The organism is Paraferrimonas haliotis, assembly GCF_002282895.1.
Lineage (GTDB): Bacteria > Pseudomonadota > Gammaproteobacteria > Enterobacterales > Shewanellaceae > Paraferrimonas > Paraferrimonas haliotis.
The window spans coordinates 229,434-244,540 of record NZ_NRRB01000004.1 but is presented as its reverse complement, the minus strand read 5'-3'; the positions used below and the strand labels follow the sequence as shown (position 1 = coordinate 244,540).

The window sequence follows — 15,107 nt, the reverse complement described above, 5'->3', positions numbered from 1 at the left end:
TTTTACTTTCCGTTGCTTAATGTTGTAGTAGGGCGCTTTACGCGCAAAATCAGTTGTGAGAATAAGACCAAAGTTAACGATAAGACTAGCATAACCGTCGCCAGCGCATTAACTTCCGGGGACACCCCAACTTTGACCATTGAATAGATTTTTATGGGCAGAATTTCGTAGCTAGGACCGGTTACAAAAGTGCTAACAATGACGTCGTCTAATGACAGCGTGAATGATAATAACCAACCGGCGGCAACTGCTGGCAAGGCTAAAGGCATCAGTATTTGACTGAATATTTGCCATTCGTTGGCCCCTAAGTCTTTTGCAGATTCGATCATTTTAGGGTCGAAATCGCTTAAGCGCGCACTCACACTAATAACAACAAACGGCAGGCAAAAGGTAATATGCGCCAATAGCAAGGATACGAACCCCAACGAAATGCCGGCGGCAATAAACAGCGCCAATAGAGATATTGCCAAAATAATGTCTGGGGAACTCATCACCACGAATAAACTGCCGGATAACAGCTTCTTTCCTCTAAAGCGATAGCGAAACAAAGCCACCGAGGTGAGCGTGCCGATAATGGTTGATATGGTAGCGGCCAACAACCCTATGGTTAACGAATTAATAGCGGCATCCATAAGTGCAGCATTGTTAAACAATGTGTCGTACCATTGCGTGGTAAAACCGCGCCACTTAATGCCAAACTTGTGTTGGTTAAACGAGTTACCCACCAGCACAAAAATAGGTAGGTATAAAAACAAGAATAAGATGAACAAATAAAACGCTCGGGACAGTTTAGCCATTAGGCACTCCTCCCGGTTCGTTTATGAACGTAGTAATACCCCAACAGCATGAGCGCCATAATAACGGTCAACGTAACGCTGGCAGCACTTCCGAAAGGCCAGTCGCGAGTTATCAATATTTGGTCGCGAATCATATTCCCTATCAGTGGATTCTTTGAACCACCTAACAAATCTGATAAATAGAACATGCCCATGGCGGGTAGGAACACCATTAACACACCGGCAATAATGCCTGGCGTAGTTAATGGAAGCATGATGTCTTTGAAATAGGCCCAACGACTAGCGCCCAAATCCCGAGCCGCTTCGCTGTAGCTTGTGGGCAATTTTTCGATGGCGGAATACAAAGGCAAAATCATGAAGGGCAAAAGAATGTATACCAGTCCAATGATCACAGCGGTTTCGGTATACATGAGCCGCATGGGTGTTTCGATGATGCCTAAATTAAGCAGCGCCCAGTTTAATAGACCTTTGGTGCCAAGAATGACTTTTAACGCGTAAACTCGAATTAACGAATTAGTCCAAAAGGGCACGATAATTAAAAACAATAAAACAGCACGGCCGGTTGGCCCAAACCGGGTGATGATCCATGCCGCAGGATAGCCAAACACTAAGCAAAGTAACGTAGCAATGCCGGCAAGGGTGATTGAATGCCATAGAATGTGAGCATAGAGAGGGTCAGCAAGTCGCAGATAGTTATCTAATTGCCAGGGTAGCGAGACAAAGCTGTTGGGATCACGGCTTAAAAAGCTGGTAGCAATCACCATAATATTCGGGATCACCACAAATAAGCTCAGCCAAATAACCGCTAAGCTTAAACTTATCCACTTGAAGTAATCACGCATCTTGTTCAAGCAGAACCACCTCCCAACCAGGTACCCAAGACACTTCTACCCGTTGACCTATGGAGTGATCCGTATCTGGGTCGTCTTCGTTGAAAAACTCACTCACTTGCAGAATTTGACCCGAGTCCAGCTCAATGGTGGAGTCGAGCGTCATGCCTTTATAAATGCGGTCAATTACCTTACCAACCAATAACTCAGAGCTTTGTTGGCTTGAGATTTCATTGATTCGTAGGTCTTCCGGTCGTAAAAGGGTGCTTACAACGGTATTAACGTCAAGGCTTAGCTCGGTTCGAATTTCAAAGTGTTTGCCATCAATGCAGCCTTGATAAACACCATCGCTTAGCTGTCGTTCAATTTTAGTTCTAAACAAATTGGTTTCGCCTATAAATTCAGCGACGAACAAATTATCCGGTGTTTCATAAACTTCTTTAGGGGAACCAATCTGTTGTATTTTGCCTTCTTTAAGCACCACAATTCGATCCGACATCGACAAAGCTTCTTCTTGATCATGGGTTACAAACACGAACGTGATGTTGAGTTGTCGTTGCAGTCGTTTTAATTCCAGCTGCATTTGCTTGCGTAACTTAAAGTCCAGCGCGCTTAGAGATTCATCCAACAACAACACTTTTGGCTTATTAACCACCGCTCTGGCAATGGCCACACGTTGTTGTTGTCCACCGGAGAGTTCACTTGGTTTAGCATGGGCGTAGTCGCTTAATCGCACCATGGCAAGTGCTTCATTGGCGCGCTCTAGTCGTTCTTGCTTTGGGATCTTGGCCATCTTCAAACCAAAACAGACGTTATCAAGCACACTCATATGGGGAAACAAGGCGTAACTTTGAAAAACAGTATTTACCCGTCGGCGCTCAGCAGGAATATGAGTGATGTCTTTACCATCTAATGTAATACGCCCAGCATCGGCGCTTTCTAAACCAGCTATTAGTCGAAGCAGAGTCGTTTTACCGCAACCTGAGGGACCCAACAGCGTTAGAAACTCGCCATCGTTTACCGTTAACGATAGGTCTTCAATGATCTGGCGCTTGTTATAGCTCTTGGCAATATTCGTCAGAGTCACGATAGCGCGTTGCGATGAAGTACTCATGAAGCAGCGATTTCCTTTGGCTGGTTAGTGGTTCAAAAGGTGACGTATTTTAGGGCTTATTGGCAATAATCAAAAGCCAACTTTGTTGTTTTTGTTCACTAATTTTCGCTTTTGTTTAGACTAGCAGCTATTTTTTAAACAGTAAAAACAGAATCGGATTGTTCAGCCGAAACTGTGGTAATATTGCGCCGATAGATCAGTTACTAGTTAAGTTGTTAATTGGGGCAACGGGAGAAAATTTTTTGAAAAGTGGTCGTGTGGGTAAGCTTACCCTTTCAATGGGATTAGCCATTAGTTTAATCATTGTCGTTATGTTGGTGTTGTCGCCGCAACGACCAGATACTGACGACACTAAGGTGTTGGCTTTAAACCCGGACATAGAACATTCCATCCCTGACTTTTCTGCCATCGCCGATGTAACAGAGAAGAAAAAAGCGTTTTTTGACTATTTACGCCCCATGATCGCAAGGCAAAACGAATTCATTCGAATCGACCGCGATTTCTTGTTAAGCCAGTTAGAGTTGCTAACCAATGGCGAAAGCCTGTCGAGCGTGAGCATTGAACGCATACAAGGTATTGCCGATAACTACCAATATAACTTTCGCCAAATCAGCAGCAAGGCATTGACTAACTTACTGATGAGAGTGGATCTCGTGCCAGCTGATATGATTTTGATTCAAGCCGCAAATGAAACCGGGTGGGGCAGTAGCCGATTTGCTAATGAAGGTAATAACTTTTTTGGCCAGTGGTGTTTTCGTAAAGGTTGTGGTTTGGTTCCGCAATCTCGCAGCAGTGGTTTAAACCACGAAGTGGCGGTTTATAAAACGGTGGAAGATTCGGTAGCGTCGTACTTAAAAAACCTAAATACCAATGCTGCCTATTTAGAGTTTCGACAATTGCGGGCAGGCTTGCGCAGCGCTGGTGAAGAGCTTAATGCCGATACCTTGATTCATGGGTTAATCAATTATTCTGAGCGACAACAGGAATACATTGACGAATTATTGCAAATGTTGCGTCACAACCGTCAATTACTGGGTTAGTATACGCCATGAAACGCGGTACTAACGCCGCGTTAATCTATGTATAATCACCGTCCTAAAAAAACGTCTAGAGCACTTACTTAATGAAAGCAGTCTTAGCCCTACTGGCTATGTTAGTTCCCAGTATTACCTTTGCAGATACCATCGCCTTAGAATACGGCGGTTTTTATGACCGCTTAAACAGCTTAAAGAAAGCAGAAGTAAACTTAATTGACGTGAAATTCTTTGTGCGACCGGCTGCACAGGATTCCTGTGAAATTAGTTCGTTAACCCTGATAAACAAAAAGCACAGACAATCTTTAATGGTAGGACACGATGGCTCGTTAATGGTGCCTTTTGACCGTCGACTAAAATCGGATAGAGCTTTGTTAGAAGTGGATGTTGATGGCACTGAGACCAGTTGTAATCTCGCCATTTCAATTCAATCGAAACCTGCACTAAGTAGCGATGTTAGTGGCGATTGGTTAATGTCGGTTTATCAGCAATTAGATAAGGTTTACGACCGCTTTGCTGGGTTTCCTATGCGTTATTTTAGGGATCCATTAACCGGCGTTACGTTGCACAATGAGTCTGACGAAGCCATTGTTATAACCGGTCTAGCGACCGTTTCAAGCATAGCAGCGCATTCAACCTTGCAGTTGTCTTCACAACAACTGGCTCAGGTTGAGTCACTCAGTGTGGTGCCGCAGCACTTTAAAATTACCGCGTGGTTTTAAGGCTTAAATTGTTGGACAACATCAATGCGTTGGCTGTTGTCCAAATTAATGTGGCCTGAATTATCGATATCAAGGTAGTCAAAGGCCGGTAGCTCAGATTCTGCAACCGGACCGCTGGGTTTGGCATGTTCATCGCGCACTAACGCACTGAAATCAAATAGATTGCGATCCACCAATTGCGAAGGTGCTATGTTTTGCAATGCTGTGAAAATGGTTTCAACGCGACCAGGAAATTGCTTGTCCCATTGAGTCAGCATTTGCTTAACCATTTTTCTTTTTAAATTCTCTTGAGAGCCGCACAGATTACACGGAATAATTGGGAATTGTTTAAATTCCGCGTACTCTAGGATGTCTTTTTCTCGGCTGTAGGCTAACGGTCTTATTACCACGTTAGCGCCATCATCTGATCTCAACTTAGGTGGCATGGACTTTAATTTACCGCCATAAAACATATTGAGGAAGAACGTTTCGATGATGTCGTCGCGGTGATGGCCTAAAGCGATTTTTGTCGCGCCAATTTTTTGAGCAAAGCCATACAGCGTGCCGCGGCGTAATCTAGAGCATAAGGAGCAGGTGGTTTTACCTTCTGGAACTTTTTCCTTAACCACAGAGTAAGTGTCTTTCTCTAGAATATGATAAGGGATGTCTAAACCATTGAGATAGGCTGGTAATACATCCTCTGGAAAACCTGGCTGCTTTTGATCCAAATTTACCGCCACTAATTTAAAATCGATGGGAGCGGCTTTTTGTAGATTGGATAAGATCTCCAGCATGGTGTAACTGTCTTTACCGCCGGATAAACACACCATGACCAAGTCACCGTCTTCAATCATGTTGAAATCTTGAATGGCATTACCCATTTCACGTCGCAAGCGTTTTTGTAACTTGTTCATGCGCGTTTTTTGTTTCTGAGAAAGTTCTTCCACGGGGGTGCCTTGTGTGTTGTCTAGCCGGATTATTCAGGGCGCGTATTATTCCAGCAAACTGGATTGGGGTAAAGGGGAGAGGGCGGCAAAACCCTAAGGTTTTACCGCAGCTGTGACGTGCTTAAGATTACTCTTGGACCAAAGGTGACACGTAACCTTCTGGTTTGATGGCCAATAAATCGCAGTCGAGACTGTCAATAACGTGCTCGGCTGTATTGCCAATTAAAGCGGCCGAGATGCCGGTGCGCCCCGCGGTGCCAAGAATAACAAGCTCGGCGTCCAAACGTTTTGCGACCGCGGGAATCACTTCTTCCGCTAAGCCTTCTTCTATATGACAGCAACTAGGGTCGATATCAAACTCTTGAGCCAAATCATGGACTCGAGATTGATGTTGGCTGTGGATAGAAGCGTTGTACGCCGCCGCGTCAAAATCGGGCAACTCAATCACTATATTAACTGGCGTGCTGGGGAAGCCGTTGACCAAATGCACTTGCGCATCAATTTCTTTGGCAAGCTTTTTAGCCGTGGTGATGATGGTGCGATTCAGCTTATGGTTGGCCTCGTTCTCGTCGGAGACGTTAATGGCGCACACCACTTTACCGTTGACTGGCCACTCGTGCTCTTTAACCAATAAAACCGGCACTGGCGCTTTACGCAGTAAATGCCAATCGGTTGGTGTGAATACAATAGACTTCAACATGTCGTGCTCGTGAGTGGCTTTAATGATCATGTCAAAGCCATTGGCCATCACTTCGTTAATAATGCTTTCGAAGGGGCGGTTGTGCCAAATGACTTTAACCTCAACATTGCTAGCCACAGGGGCAATGAGCTCTTGTAACCACTGTTTACGATCGGCAACCACCCCGTCACGCATGGCTTCACGCTCTTCACCGGATAACATAGAGGTCATGTCGTAGGAAAAGTCGTAAATGGTTAGAAATGCAGTGATTTGAGCACCGGTCTTGGCAGATAACTCCAGCGCTCGACCGAGTGCCGGTTGACTTTCTTTGGTGGGATCGATGACCACTAACAGTTTTTTATAGTCCTTCATTATGTGCACTCCAAAATGAAATGGTTATCTAATATATAGAGCCAATATGCTTAGTTTACCCTGAACTATATCAATAAAATGGCCGTTATTTTGCAATTCCTGCCAGTTCGGTGAGGCCATCGATATCGATTATCGTTATGTACTTGCCTTTTACTTCAATTAAGCCGGTTTTTTGAAAGCGTCCTAGCAGTCTGGAAATGGTTTCAACCGTGAGTCCAAGGTAGTTGCCGATGTCGCCTCGAGTCATGCTTAAGCGAAACTCTTTAGAAGAAAACCCGCGACTGCCAAACCGATTGGCAAGATTAACGATAAACGAAGACAAACGTTCTTCGGCGTTTTTCTTAGACAACAACAAAATCATCTCTTGATCGACGCTAATTTCATTACTCATTAGTCGCATAATTTGTTGTCTAAGCTTTGGCATACTGCCAGATAGCTCGTCCAGCATGTCGTAGGGCACTTCACACACCATAGACGTTTCTAAAGCTTGGGCAAAACTTTGATGTTGGTTTGCGTGGATCCCGTCAAAGCCGATGACATCGCCTGCTAAATGAAAGCCTGTGATTTGCTCATCGCCTTGCTCAGTAATGGTGAAGCTTTTAATAGTACCGCTTCGAATGGCGTACAAAGCCTTAAGGCCATCGCCAGTTTTAAACAGTTGCTCACCTTTTTGGATGGGTTTTTTGCGCTCAATAATGTTATCAAGCTTATCTAATTCGGTGTTATCCAGCGTAAAAGGAATGCATAACGGCCCCATAGAGCAGTCGTGACAATGAATGGCACAACCTTGCACAAGCGGGCGTTTTTTAATCAGACTGTCTGCTGACATTGGATCTCTCATAATGGATAACGACATCTCTAATGGTAAACGAAAAAAGCATTGGCTGCTAGCGCATCTGTTGCAGCGCAACCACCAGTGTGTGAGTGGCGTATGCAAACAGCAGTAAGGCACTTAAGCGCCGTACTTTGGTGTTTTGTACCCAGGCTTTTAAGCGTTCAGCGCTTACGCCTATGGCTAATAGGGCTGGCAGTGTTCCCACGCCAAAAGCGGCCATTAACAGCGCTCCCTGCTGGACATCTGCACTGGCTAATGACCAAGTCAGCATGCTGTAAACCAGTCCACAAGGTAACCAACCCCAAACCATGCCCGCTAAAAAGGCTTGAAATGGGTTTTCCACCGACAACAAGCGTTGTGCCAGCGGTTGAATGGAGCGCCATACACCTTGGCCTAGGCGTTCAATGGCCATAAGCCATTGATTAATACCGGCAATGTATAACGCGGTGAGCATCATTAACAGCGCTGCCAATACGCGTAACCACACTAAGTGTGCGTTCAGTTGAGTGACCTTAGCTAGGGTTAATGTAAAGGCTGCGATCAAGGCACCAATGAGCGCATAGCTCACTATGCGTCCAAGATTATAGCCAACCAACAACTGAAAACGTTGCGCTGGGGTTGCGCCTTTTATGGCCATGCTCATGGCGGCCATTAAACCGCCGCACATGCCAAAGCAATGTCCGGCGCCTAATAGGCCAACGACAAACGCCGCGTAGGGCGTTAATTCGGTCATGAGAGCTAGTGGCTTTTTGGTTTATCGGATTCGGACTTAGATGCGTCAGTCTTAGTTTTTGGCTGCGGCTCGTCATCGAAAAGGATGGAAACACTTTGACGCTCTAGATCTTCAAATTGGTCAGAACGCACCGCCCAAAAGAAAATCGATACCGCAACGATCACAAACAGCATGGCGATGGGAATGAGTACGTAAATAATGCTCAAGTTCTGTTCCTTTTATGCGTGTTTTCTTAACAGGCGGACGCTATTACCAACAACCAGCAACGAGCTTGCGGACATGCCTAACGCCGCAATATACGGTGGCACCAGTCCGGCCATGGCCAGGGGTAAAATGGTGATGTTGTACCCCAATGCCCACATTAAATTTTGTTTAATTGTACGTTGGGTTTGGGTTGCAATACAAATGGCTTGGGTAAGCCCTAATAAACTGTCGCCCAGCAAAATGAGATCGGCTTTACTTTTCGACATGGCAGCGCCACTGCCCATTGCTAACGATAAGTCGGCGCCGGCTAATACGGGCGCATCGTTAATACCATCGCCAAACATGGCGTAGCGTTTACCGTTTTGTTGCAACGATTGAATCAGTTCCAGTTTTTGCTGCGGCGTCAGTTCACCATGATAATGGCGAACGTTTAACTGAGTTGCCATTGCTTTAACGGTTTGAAGGTTATCGCCGCTGGCAATGTGCACGTCGAGACCCATTTGTTGCAACAACTGAATGCTTTGTTGGGCGTCTTTGCGCATTTCATCACTTAGGTCAAAGCGTGCAATTAATTGTTCGTCGGCCATTAGCCAAATGCTTTGCTTGCCGGCAATGGGTGTTTGCTTTGTGAATTTATGACTGCCTAAGTGAAAACGCTGGTTATTGACGGTGGCACTAATGCCGTTGCCAACGTGACTTTCAATAGCTGTAGCGATGAGTGAAGACTGCTGGTATTGGCTAAACGCCTGAGCAATTGGGTGAGTAGAGCCTTGTTCTAACGCGGAGGCGATCGCCAACGCTTGCTGCTCGTTCGTTTCGGCAAACAGTGTTACTGCTTCAACGTTAAAATGGCCGTGGGTGAGGGTGCCGGTTTTATCGAAAATAACGCCATCAAGGGAAGTTAACCGCTCAAACACGTCTTTGCGCCGGCTCAGGATTCCGGCCATTTGCAAACGCGCGGTACCACTGGTTACAGCAGTTGGCGTCGCTAGCGATAAAGCACATGGGCAGGTGGCAACCAATACCGCTAACGCCACCCAAAAGGCGTGCGAAGGCTCGATGTAGCTCCAAATGGCGTAACTTAATGCGCCTGCAATCAAAACGCCGGGAATAAAGTAACGAGCCAGCTTATCTGCCAACATAGCCACTTTGGGCTTAGCACTGGCGGCTTCGTCTTGGAGGCGTATGATTTGCGACACTAATTGTTGGCTACCCGTTGCAGTTACGGTTAGGGTTAACGGTTGTTCGACGTTAATGGTACCGGCATATAATGGATCGCCAAGTTGCTTTTCTACGGGCATGTGCTCACCGGTAAGCATGGACTCATTGATGCTGGTGTGGCCTTCAAGCAATTCTCCGTCTACGGGAATGGTGTCGCCATCGGCTACCAAAACTTTATCGCCTACTTTTAATGAACGGGCACTGACGGTACTGATGCCATCGTCGCGGATGAGTTGAGCACTAAGCGGTACCAATTTGTGCAAGTTAGAGGCGCTTTCAGCCGCTTTTTGTCGGGCCTTTTGCTCAAAGAAACGCCCTATGAGCAAAAAGAAGGTAAACATGGAAACCGATTCGAAATACACCTCTCCGGTACCATTTACCGTGGCGACACAACTGGCAATGTAAGCGGTGATGATGGCGATGGACACCGGCGTATCCATGTTAACTCGGCCGCTCCATAGAGCTCGAAAGGCCGAGAAGTAAAACGGTTGAGCGGAGTACAAGACTACGGGTGCAGCAAAGATCATGCTAACCCAGCGGAAATAGTCGATGTACTCTTGATCCATGTGGAAAAAGTTATTGGCATAAAGCGCCAGAGCAAACATCATCACTTGCATGGTGGCGATGCCGGCGAGTCCTAAACGCACCAAAAAGCGACGGCTGTTGCGTTTGTTTTGAACTTCAGCGTCGTTAACCACAAACGGTGATGCGCTGTAACCAATTTTATGAATAACCGCAAAGATTTCGGATAAGGCTAATTGTTCAGCGTTCCATTTTAAAACGGCACGTTCGGTGGTGCTGTTAACCGCAATGTGATTAACGCCTTTAAGCTGACGAACTTTTTGCTCAATGAGCCAGGCGCACGCAGCACAGGTAATACCTTCTATGGTAATGGTGGCACTGGTTAACTCACCGTCAACCTCAACGAATTCTTGTTGGACATCATCGATGTCGAACGCTTCAAAGCGTTTTAGTTGCTCGGGGACGAGATCAGCCTGACGAGCACCTTGTTTAGTACGAAACTTATAGTAATTGGTTAATCCTGCATCGAGAATGGCTTTACAAACGGCTTCGCATCCAGCGCAACACAAGGTTTGAATTTGACCATTAACTTCGGCTTGAAACTCACCATCCTTGGCAACAACTTCACCGCAATGAAAACAACTGCTGTGACTCATAAATTAGTTAAACCGAATGGGCTCTTGTCTTGGAAGGTGGATGCGTTTTTGTAAACGCCAACGGCTATCGTAGCTGTCTAACTGGACTTCCCAATTACCACTGAAATCTTTGTCTGTCTGCAAGCGATAAATACCGGAGCCATCGGCGGTTAACAATACGTTCTTGTCACGCGCTTCGAGAGTAGGGTGGTAGAAGTTTACTGAGAGTGCGCCTTCATAAGGCGTACCTGCAACTTGCTCGATGAGCACTTCGCCGGCTTCAAATGACATGGCGAATTCGAGACCTAAGGCTTTCGCCTCGTCGATTTTGGCAAGATCCAGGTTAATGGCTTTGCCTTTTTTATAATAATCTTCAGCGACCAATGAGTCTTTGTTATCAACCGCTATCTTAACTAAGTACAGACTGGAGATAACCGCGGAAGCGGGAATACCAATCAACACCCATGGCCAGAACTGCTTGTACCAAGGCGTATTTTCGTTCATATCATTTCCTGTGATTATAAAAAAAGGGCTCCGTGTAGGAGCCCTTATCGACTCAACTTATTGGTTGAGGCTGTATACGTAGGACGAAATCACGTGAACTTTTTCTTCACCTAATACGTCTTTCCACGCTGGCATTACGCCACTGCGACCTTTAATGATGGAGTGCTCAATTGCTTTACGACTGCCGCCGTAGACCCACGCGTCATCGGTCAGGTTAGGGGCACCCATAAACTTATTACCGGTTCCGTCCATACCGTGACAAGCAAAACACCCTTTCATAAAGGCTTTTTGGCCTTCAGCTGCTTTCGCTGCGTCATGATCGCGACCCGATAAGCTGATTACGTACTCAGCCAACGCCGGCACTTCTTCATCGGTTATTGGCAAACCACCTTTTGGCGGCATCATGCCTTTACGACCGTTCATCAGCGTGGTTTTGATTTCAGCGCCGGTTCCACCCCAAATCCAATTGCCATCAGCAATGTTAGGGAAGCCGGTGGCACCTTTAGCATCGGAACCATGGCATTGAGCACAGTTTTGCAAGTACAAACGACGACCAACCTTGATGGCTTCCTCGTCGTTAGCCAGCTCTTCAACCGATTTTTCAGCGTAAGCGGCAAAGATAGGCCCAAAGACTTTTTGAGCTTCGTCTTCTTCGCTTTGGTACTGATTAACCACTACGGTTAATGGCTTAACACCGTTTTCGGTTTCAGCAATCACGTTATGCTCGGACGACGCCCAGCCTAATGCGTTGCCAAACGCAACCAAACCCGGGTACAAAGCCAAATAGCCTAAGCCGTAAATAATGGTCGCGATGAACATGTAGGTCCACCATTTAGGCAACGGGTTGTTCAATTCTTCGATACCATCGAATTCATGACCCATTGACTCGCCTTCTTTAACGCCTGTGTCATTGCGTAAACAGTAGTAAATTAAGAATGCACTTAACCCGATTACGCCTAATGTAATGATGGCAATCCACCAACTCCAAAATACACTCATTATCTAGTTTCTCCTGAATCTTTCGATTCCACGTCCTTTTGTTCGTCAGAGAAGACCAAATTCGCGGCTTCTTCAAAGGACTTCTTTTGGCGGGAGCTATACGCCCACGCTACTATGCCCAAAAAGGCAATCATTAGAACGAGTGTTAAAATCCCTTGAAACGTACCGTAATCCATGTGGTCCTCCTAAGGCTTATTTAAGCGCATGGCCAAGTGATTGAAGATAAGCAATTAAGGCTTCCATTTCGGTTTTGCCTTTAACTGCTTGCTCAGCGCCATCGATGTCAGCTTGCTCGTAAGGAACGCCCAGGGTACGCAAGGCTGATAGTTTTCTACCAGTAATCTTGCCGTCTAGAACGTTGTCTTCCAACCAAGGATATCCAGGCATATTCGACTCAGGCACTACTGCACGAGGGTCGATTAAATGGACACGATGCCATTCATCTGAGTAACGTCCACCTACACGAGCCAAGTCAGGACCGGTGCGTTTTGAGCCCCATTGGAAAGGGTGATCCCAAACCGATTCACCAGCAACCGAGTAGTGACCATAGCGTTCAGTTTCTGCACGCATAGGTCGGATCATTTGACTGTGGCAGCCAAAACAACCTTCGCGGATGTAGATGTCACGACCTTCAACTTCTAATGCTGTATACGGACGTAAGTTAGCAACTGGCTCAGTGGTGTCCTTTTGGAACATCAAAGGAACAATTTGAACCAGACCACCGAAGCTAATTGCGATAACGATAAGTACCGCCATTAAGCCAATGTTCTTTTCTACTAATTCGTGATTCAATTTCATGTTATCTACTCCTTACGCCGCTTTCATTTCAGCTGTATCAGCTTCGGCTTGCAAAGAGTTTGCAGGCGCTTTAATGGTGCGATAAACGTTGTAGGCCATTAAGAACATACCCGCTAAGAAGAAGGCACCGCCAACAAAACGAACGAAGTAGAATGGGTATGACGCTTGCAAGCTTTCAACAAAGCTGTAGGTCAGGGTGCCATCGGCGTTAACCGCGCGCCACATAAGACCTTGCATTACACCGGAAATCCACATAGCAACAATGTATAACACGGTACCAATGGTGGCTAACCAGAAGTGGGTGTTAATCAAAGAAATGCTGTACATGCGACCTTGATTGAACAAGTTTGGAATCAAGTGATAAATGGCACCGATAGACACCATCGCAACCCAACCAAGTGCACCAGAGTGTACGTGGCCAACGGTCCAATCTGTGTAGTGAGATAGAGCGTTAACGGTCTTAATCGACATCATTGGGCCTTCGAAGGTAGACATACCATAGAAGGACAGCGATACCACTAGGAATCGTAAGATTGGGTCGGTACGCAATTTATGCCAGGCGCCGGATAAGGTCATGATACCGTTGATCATGCCACCCCAAGAAGGAGCAAACAGAATCAGCGACATCACCATACCCAAAGATTGTGTCCAATCCGGCAGTGCGGTGTAGTGCAAGTGGTGCGGTCCCGCCCAAATGTACAGCGAGATAAGCGCCCAGAAATGCACGATGGACAAACGGTAAGAATAAACAGGACGACCGGCTTGTTTCGGTACGAAGTAGTACATCATACCTAGGAAGCCCGCAGTTAATAGGAAGCCTACTGCGTTATGACCGTACCACCACTGCACCATGGCGTCGACGGCGCCTGAATAGGCCGAGTAAGATTTCATTGCACTGACAGGCATTGCCATTGAGTTAACAATGTGCAAAACAGCAACAGTAATAATGAATGCGCCAAAGAACCAGTTGGCCACGTAAATGTGAGAGGTCTTGCGCTTAACGATGGTGCCAAAGAAGACCACCGCGTAACTGACCCAAACCACCGCAATGGCGATATCAATTGGCCATTCCAGTTCTGCGTATTCTTTACCTGAGGTAAAACCTAACGGAAGGGTAATGGCGGCTGCCACAATAATTGCTTGCCAACCCCAAAATGTGAAGGCAGCCAGTTTTGGCGCGAACAGCTTGGTTTGACAGGTTCTTTGTACCACATAGTAAGATGTGGCAAATAGGGCCGAGGTACCGAATGCAAAGATAACGGCGTTGGTATGTAGTGGTCGTAAACGACCATAAGTTAACCACGCAATATCAAAGTTCAGCGCTGGCCAGACTAGCTGTGCTGCAATTAAAACGCCGACAGCCATGCCCACGATACCCCATAAAACGGTAACGAGTGCAAATTGGCGTACAACGGTATAATTGTAGTCAGCTGTAGATGGACTGGAATGAGACATCATTATGCTTCCACTGCTATTGGATTTTTATACACTTTATAGTTTTCGTCAGTTCAACTTCATACGCAAAATATCCAATGCTATAGGGTGATCTATTTCACAAAAAAACCGCTAGCGGCTTGGATAAATCAGAAGTCACGGCGATCATACTTGAGCTATATCAAAAAAGATAGCAATCCAACTACAAGAAACCTGATCCAGATCAATGCGCGGGAAATATATTTGAAAACTGGCAACAATTGGCTAAATACCCACCGAAAATTTAACATATGTACGGTTCTAGCAGTATTTGCAACCATAATTTTGTTATCAGCTTGTAAACCTGCAACCGACGACTTAGGAAGTTTACAACCTGATCTAAGCCTGTGCTTATTCGAGCAGGAGGTTTGTACAAAAACGGTGCCGGGAATGTCAGTAAGTTTAATGACTTCACCTACCGAAATGCCGAGTGAAGAGATGGTCACGTATCATCTTGAGTTTTCAACACCGGTAACGCGGGTGCGAGGCAAATTAGAGGGCCGGGATATGTTTATGGGCTCGATACCAATTTTGTTTTCTAGAAAAGAAGGTAATCACTTCGATAGTGAAGCGCAATTTGGGGCTTGTATCAGCGGTTACATGGTTTGGCGCTTGACTGTGAATTTTGAAACTCAGTCAGGCCCGCAACAAGTGTATTTTGACTTTCTAGCTGACTCCGATCAACACCAATAATAAGTGAACCATTACT

17 protein-coding genes are annotated in these 15,107 nt (G+C 46.0%); 3 read left to right on the top strand and 14 right to left on the bottom strand.

Annotated elements, in window-relative coordinates; genetic code table 11:
* Positions 1-2 precede the first annotated feature (2 nt).
* The 3 genes from potC to potA are packed head-to-tail and all read right to left on the bottom strand — an operon-like array spanning position 3 to position 2,741.
* On the bottom strand, positions 3-797 hold the full coding sequence (gene potC / locus CLC91_RS10135; RefSeq protein ID WP_095499036.1) for a spermidine/putrescine ABC transporter permease PotC: 795 nt from the start codon (positions 795-797) through the stop codon (positions 3-5).
* Positions 797-1,639 carry a spermidine/putrescine ABC transporter permease PotB gene (gene potB, locus CLC91_RS10130; RefSeq protein ID WP_095499037.1) on the bottom strand — a complete coding sequence of 281 codons (843 nt, stop codon included), beginning with the start codon at positions 1,637-1,639 and terminating at the stop codon, positions 797-799. The genes potC and potB overlap by 1 nt, the downstream gene beginning before the upstream one ends.
* A complete protein-coding gene (gene potA, locus CLC91_RS10125; protein ID WP_095500375.1) occupies positions 1,632-2,741 on the bottom strand; it encodes a spermidine/putrescine ABC transporter ATP-binding protein PotA in 1,110 nt (369 codons plus the stop codon). Before potA ends, potB begins: the two co-directional genes overlap by 8 nt.
* 242 nt (positions 2,742-2,983) lie before the next feature.
* Here potA and CLC91_RS10120 point away from each other — a divergent pair, with 242 nt between their 5' ends.
* Positions 2,984-3,781, top strand: coding sequence for a glucosaminidase domain-containing protein (locus tag CLC91_RS10120; RefSeq protein ID WP_095500439.1), 798 nt, complete (start codon positions 2,984-2,986; stop codon positions 3,779-3,781).
* Between the two features lie 83 nt (positions 3,782-3,864).
* Positions 3,865-4,497 carry a DUF2987 domain-containing protein gene (locus CLC91_RS10115; RefSeq protein WP_095499039.1) on the top strand — a complete coding sequence of 211 codons (633 nt, stop codon included), beginning with the start codon at positions 3,865-3,867 and terminating at the stop codon, positions 4,495-4,497.
* Here CLC91_RS10115 and ttcA read toward each other — a convergent pair.
* From ttcA to ccoN, 11 genes are all read right to left on the bottom strand, one after another.
* The gene (ttcA, locus tag CLC91_RS10110) at positions 4,494-5,423 is read right to left on the bottom strand and encodes a tRNA 2-thiocytidine(32) synthetase TtcA (RefSeq protein WP_095499040.1); all 930 of its coding nucleotides are present in this window, start codon (positions 5,421-5,423) and stop codon (positions 4,494-4,496) included. The genes CLC91_RS10115 and ttcA overlap by 4 nt on opposite strands.
* Before the next feature lie 127 nt (positions 5,424-5,550).
* Positions 5,551-6,474 carry a universal stress protein UspE gene (gene uspE, locus CLC91_RS10105; protein WP_095499041.1) on the bottom strand — a complete coding sequence of 308 codons (924 nt, stop codon included), beginning with the start codon at positions 6,472-6,474 and terminating at the stop codon, positions 5,551-5,553.
* An 85-nt stretch (positions 6,475-6,559) separates the two neighbouring features.
* Entirely contained in the window at positions 6,560-7,303 is a 744-nt protein-coding gene (gene etrA / locus CLC91_RS10100) for an electron transport transcriptional regulator EtrA (protein ID WP_095499042.1), read from the bottom strand.
* 58 nt (positions 7,304-7,361) lie between these two features.
* On the bottom strand, positions 7,362-8,042 hold the full coding sequence (locus tag CLC91_RS10095) for a sulfite exporter TauE/SafE family protein (RefSeq protein WP_095499043.1): 681 nt from the start codon (positions 8,040-8,042) through the stop codon (positions 7,362-7,364).
* 5 nt (positions 8,043-8,047) lie between these two features.
* A complete protein-coding gene (ccoS, locus tag CLC91_RS10090) occupies positions 8,048-8,248 on the bottom strand; it encodes a cbb3-type cytochrome oxidase assembly protein CcoS (protein WP_095500374.1) in 201 nt (66 codons plus the stop codon).
* Positions 8,249-8,260: 12 nt separating this feature from the next.
* Positions 8,261-10,645: a heavy metal translocating P-type ATPase gene (locus CLC91_RS10085; RefSeq protein WP_095500373.1), complete on the bottom strand. Its 2,385-nt coding sequence runs from the start codon at positions 10,643-10,645 to the stop codon at positions 8,261-8,263.
* Positions 10,646-10,648: 3 nt separating this feature from the next.
* On the bottom strand, positions 10,649-11,128 hold the full coding sequence (locus CLC91_RS10080) for a FixH family protein (protein ID WP_095499046.1): 480 nt from the start codon (positions 11,126-11,128) through the stop codon (positions 10,649-10,651).
* 57 nt (positions 11,129-11,185) lie between these two features.
* Positions 11,186-12,127, bottom strand: a complete 942-nt coding sequence (gene ccoP / locus CLC91_RS10075; RefSeq protein ID WP_095499047.1) for a cytochrome-c oxidase, cbb3-type subunit III — start codon at positions 12,125-12,127, stop codon at positions 11,186-11,188.
* On the bottom strand, positions 12,127-12,303 hold the full coding sequence (locus tag CLC91_RS10070; RefSeq protein ID WP_095499048.1) for a cbb3-type cytochrome oxidase subunit 3: 177 nt from the start codon (positions 12,301-12,303) through the stop codon (positions 12,127-12,129). Before CLC91_RS10070 ends, ccoP begins: the two co-directional genes overlap by 1 nt.
* A gap of 16 nt (positions 12,304-12,319) precedes the next feature.
* The gene (ccoO, locus tag CLC91_RS10065; protein ID WP_095499049.1) at positions 12,320-12,925 is read right to left on the bottom strand and encodes a cytochrome-c oxidase, cbb3-type subunit II; all 606 of its coding nucleotides are present in this window, start codon (positions 12,923-12,925) and stop codon (positions 12,320-12,322) included.
* A gap of 12 nt (positions 12,926-12,937) precedes the next feature.
* A complete protein-coding gene (gene ccoN, locus CLC91_RS10060) occupies positions 12,938-14,383 on the bottom strand; it encodes a cytochrome-c oxidase, cbb3-type subunit I (RefSeq protein ID WP_095499050.1) in 1,446 nt (481 codons plus the stop codon).
* A 147-nt stretch (positions 14,384-14,530) separates the two neighbouring features.
* Here ccoN and CLC91_RS14905 point away from each other — a divergent pair, with 147 nt between their 5' ends.
* Positions 14,531-15,091: a hypothetical protein gene (locus CLC91_RS14905; RefSeq protein WP_125828495.1), complete on the top strand. Its 561-nt coding sequence runs from the start codon at positions 14,531-14,533 to the stop codon at positions 15,089-15,091.
* The last annotated feature ends 16 nt before the right edge of the window (positions 15,092-15,107 follow it).

What these genes read in the sequence shown, in the direction of transcription:
- ccoO (WP_095499049.1), bottom strand. Translation starts at nt 12,925, where the DNA reads ATGAAATTGAATCACGAATTAGTAGAAAAGAACATTGGCTTAATGGCG.
- CLC91_RS10115 (WP_095499039.1), top strand. Translation starts at nt 3,865, where the DNA reads ATGAAAGCAGTCTTAGCCCTACTGGCTATGTTAGTTCCCAGTATTACC.
- uspE (WP_095499041.1), bottom strand. Translation starts at nt 6,474, where the DNA reads ATGAAGGACTATAAAAAACTGTTAGTGGTCATCGATCCCACCAAAGAA.
- potA (WP_095500375.1), bottom strand. Translation starts at nt 2,741, where the DNA reads ATGAGTACTTCATCGCAACGCGCTATCGTGACTCTGACGAATATTGCC.
- ccoP (WP_095499047.1), bottom strand. Translation starts at nt 12,127, where the DNA reads ATGAGTGTATTTTGGAGTTGGTGGATTGCCATCATTACATTAGGCGTA.
- CLC91_RS10080 (WP_095499046.1), bottom strand. Translation starts at nt 11,128, where the DNA reads ATGAACGAAAATACGCCTTGGTACAAGCAGTTCTGGCCATGGGTGTTG.
- potC (WP_095499036.1), bottom strand. Translation starts at nt 797, where the DNA reads ATGGCTAAACTGTCCCGAGCGTTTTATTTGTTCATCTTATTCTTGTTT.
- CLC91_RS10070 (WP_095499048.1), bottom strand. Translation starts at nt 12,303, where the DNA reads ATGGATTACGGTACGTTTCAAGGGATTTTAACACTCGTTCTAATGATT.
- etrA (WP_095499042.1), bottom strand. Translation starts at nt 7,303, where the DNA reads ATGTCAGCAGACAGTCTGATTAAAAAACGCCCGCTTGTGCAAGGTTGT.
- ccoN (WP_095499050.1), bottom strand. Translation starts at nt 14,383, where the DNA reads ATGATGTCTCATTCCAGTCCATCTACAGCTGACTACAATTATACCGTT.
- CLC91_RS10095 (WP_095499043.1), bottom strand. Translation starts at nt 8,042, where the DNA reads ATGACCGAATTAACGCCCTACGCGGCGTTTGTCGTTGGCCTATTAGGC.
- CLC91_RS10085 (WP_095500373.1), bottom strand. Translation starts at nt 10,645, where the DNA reads ATGAGTCACAGCAGTTGTTTTCATTGCGGTGAAGTTGTTGCCAAGGAT.
- potB (WP_095499037.1), bottom strand. Translation starts at nt 1,639, where the DNA reads ATGCGTGATTACTTCAAGTGGATAAGTTTAAGCTTAGCGGTTATTTGG.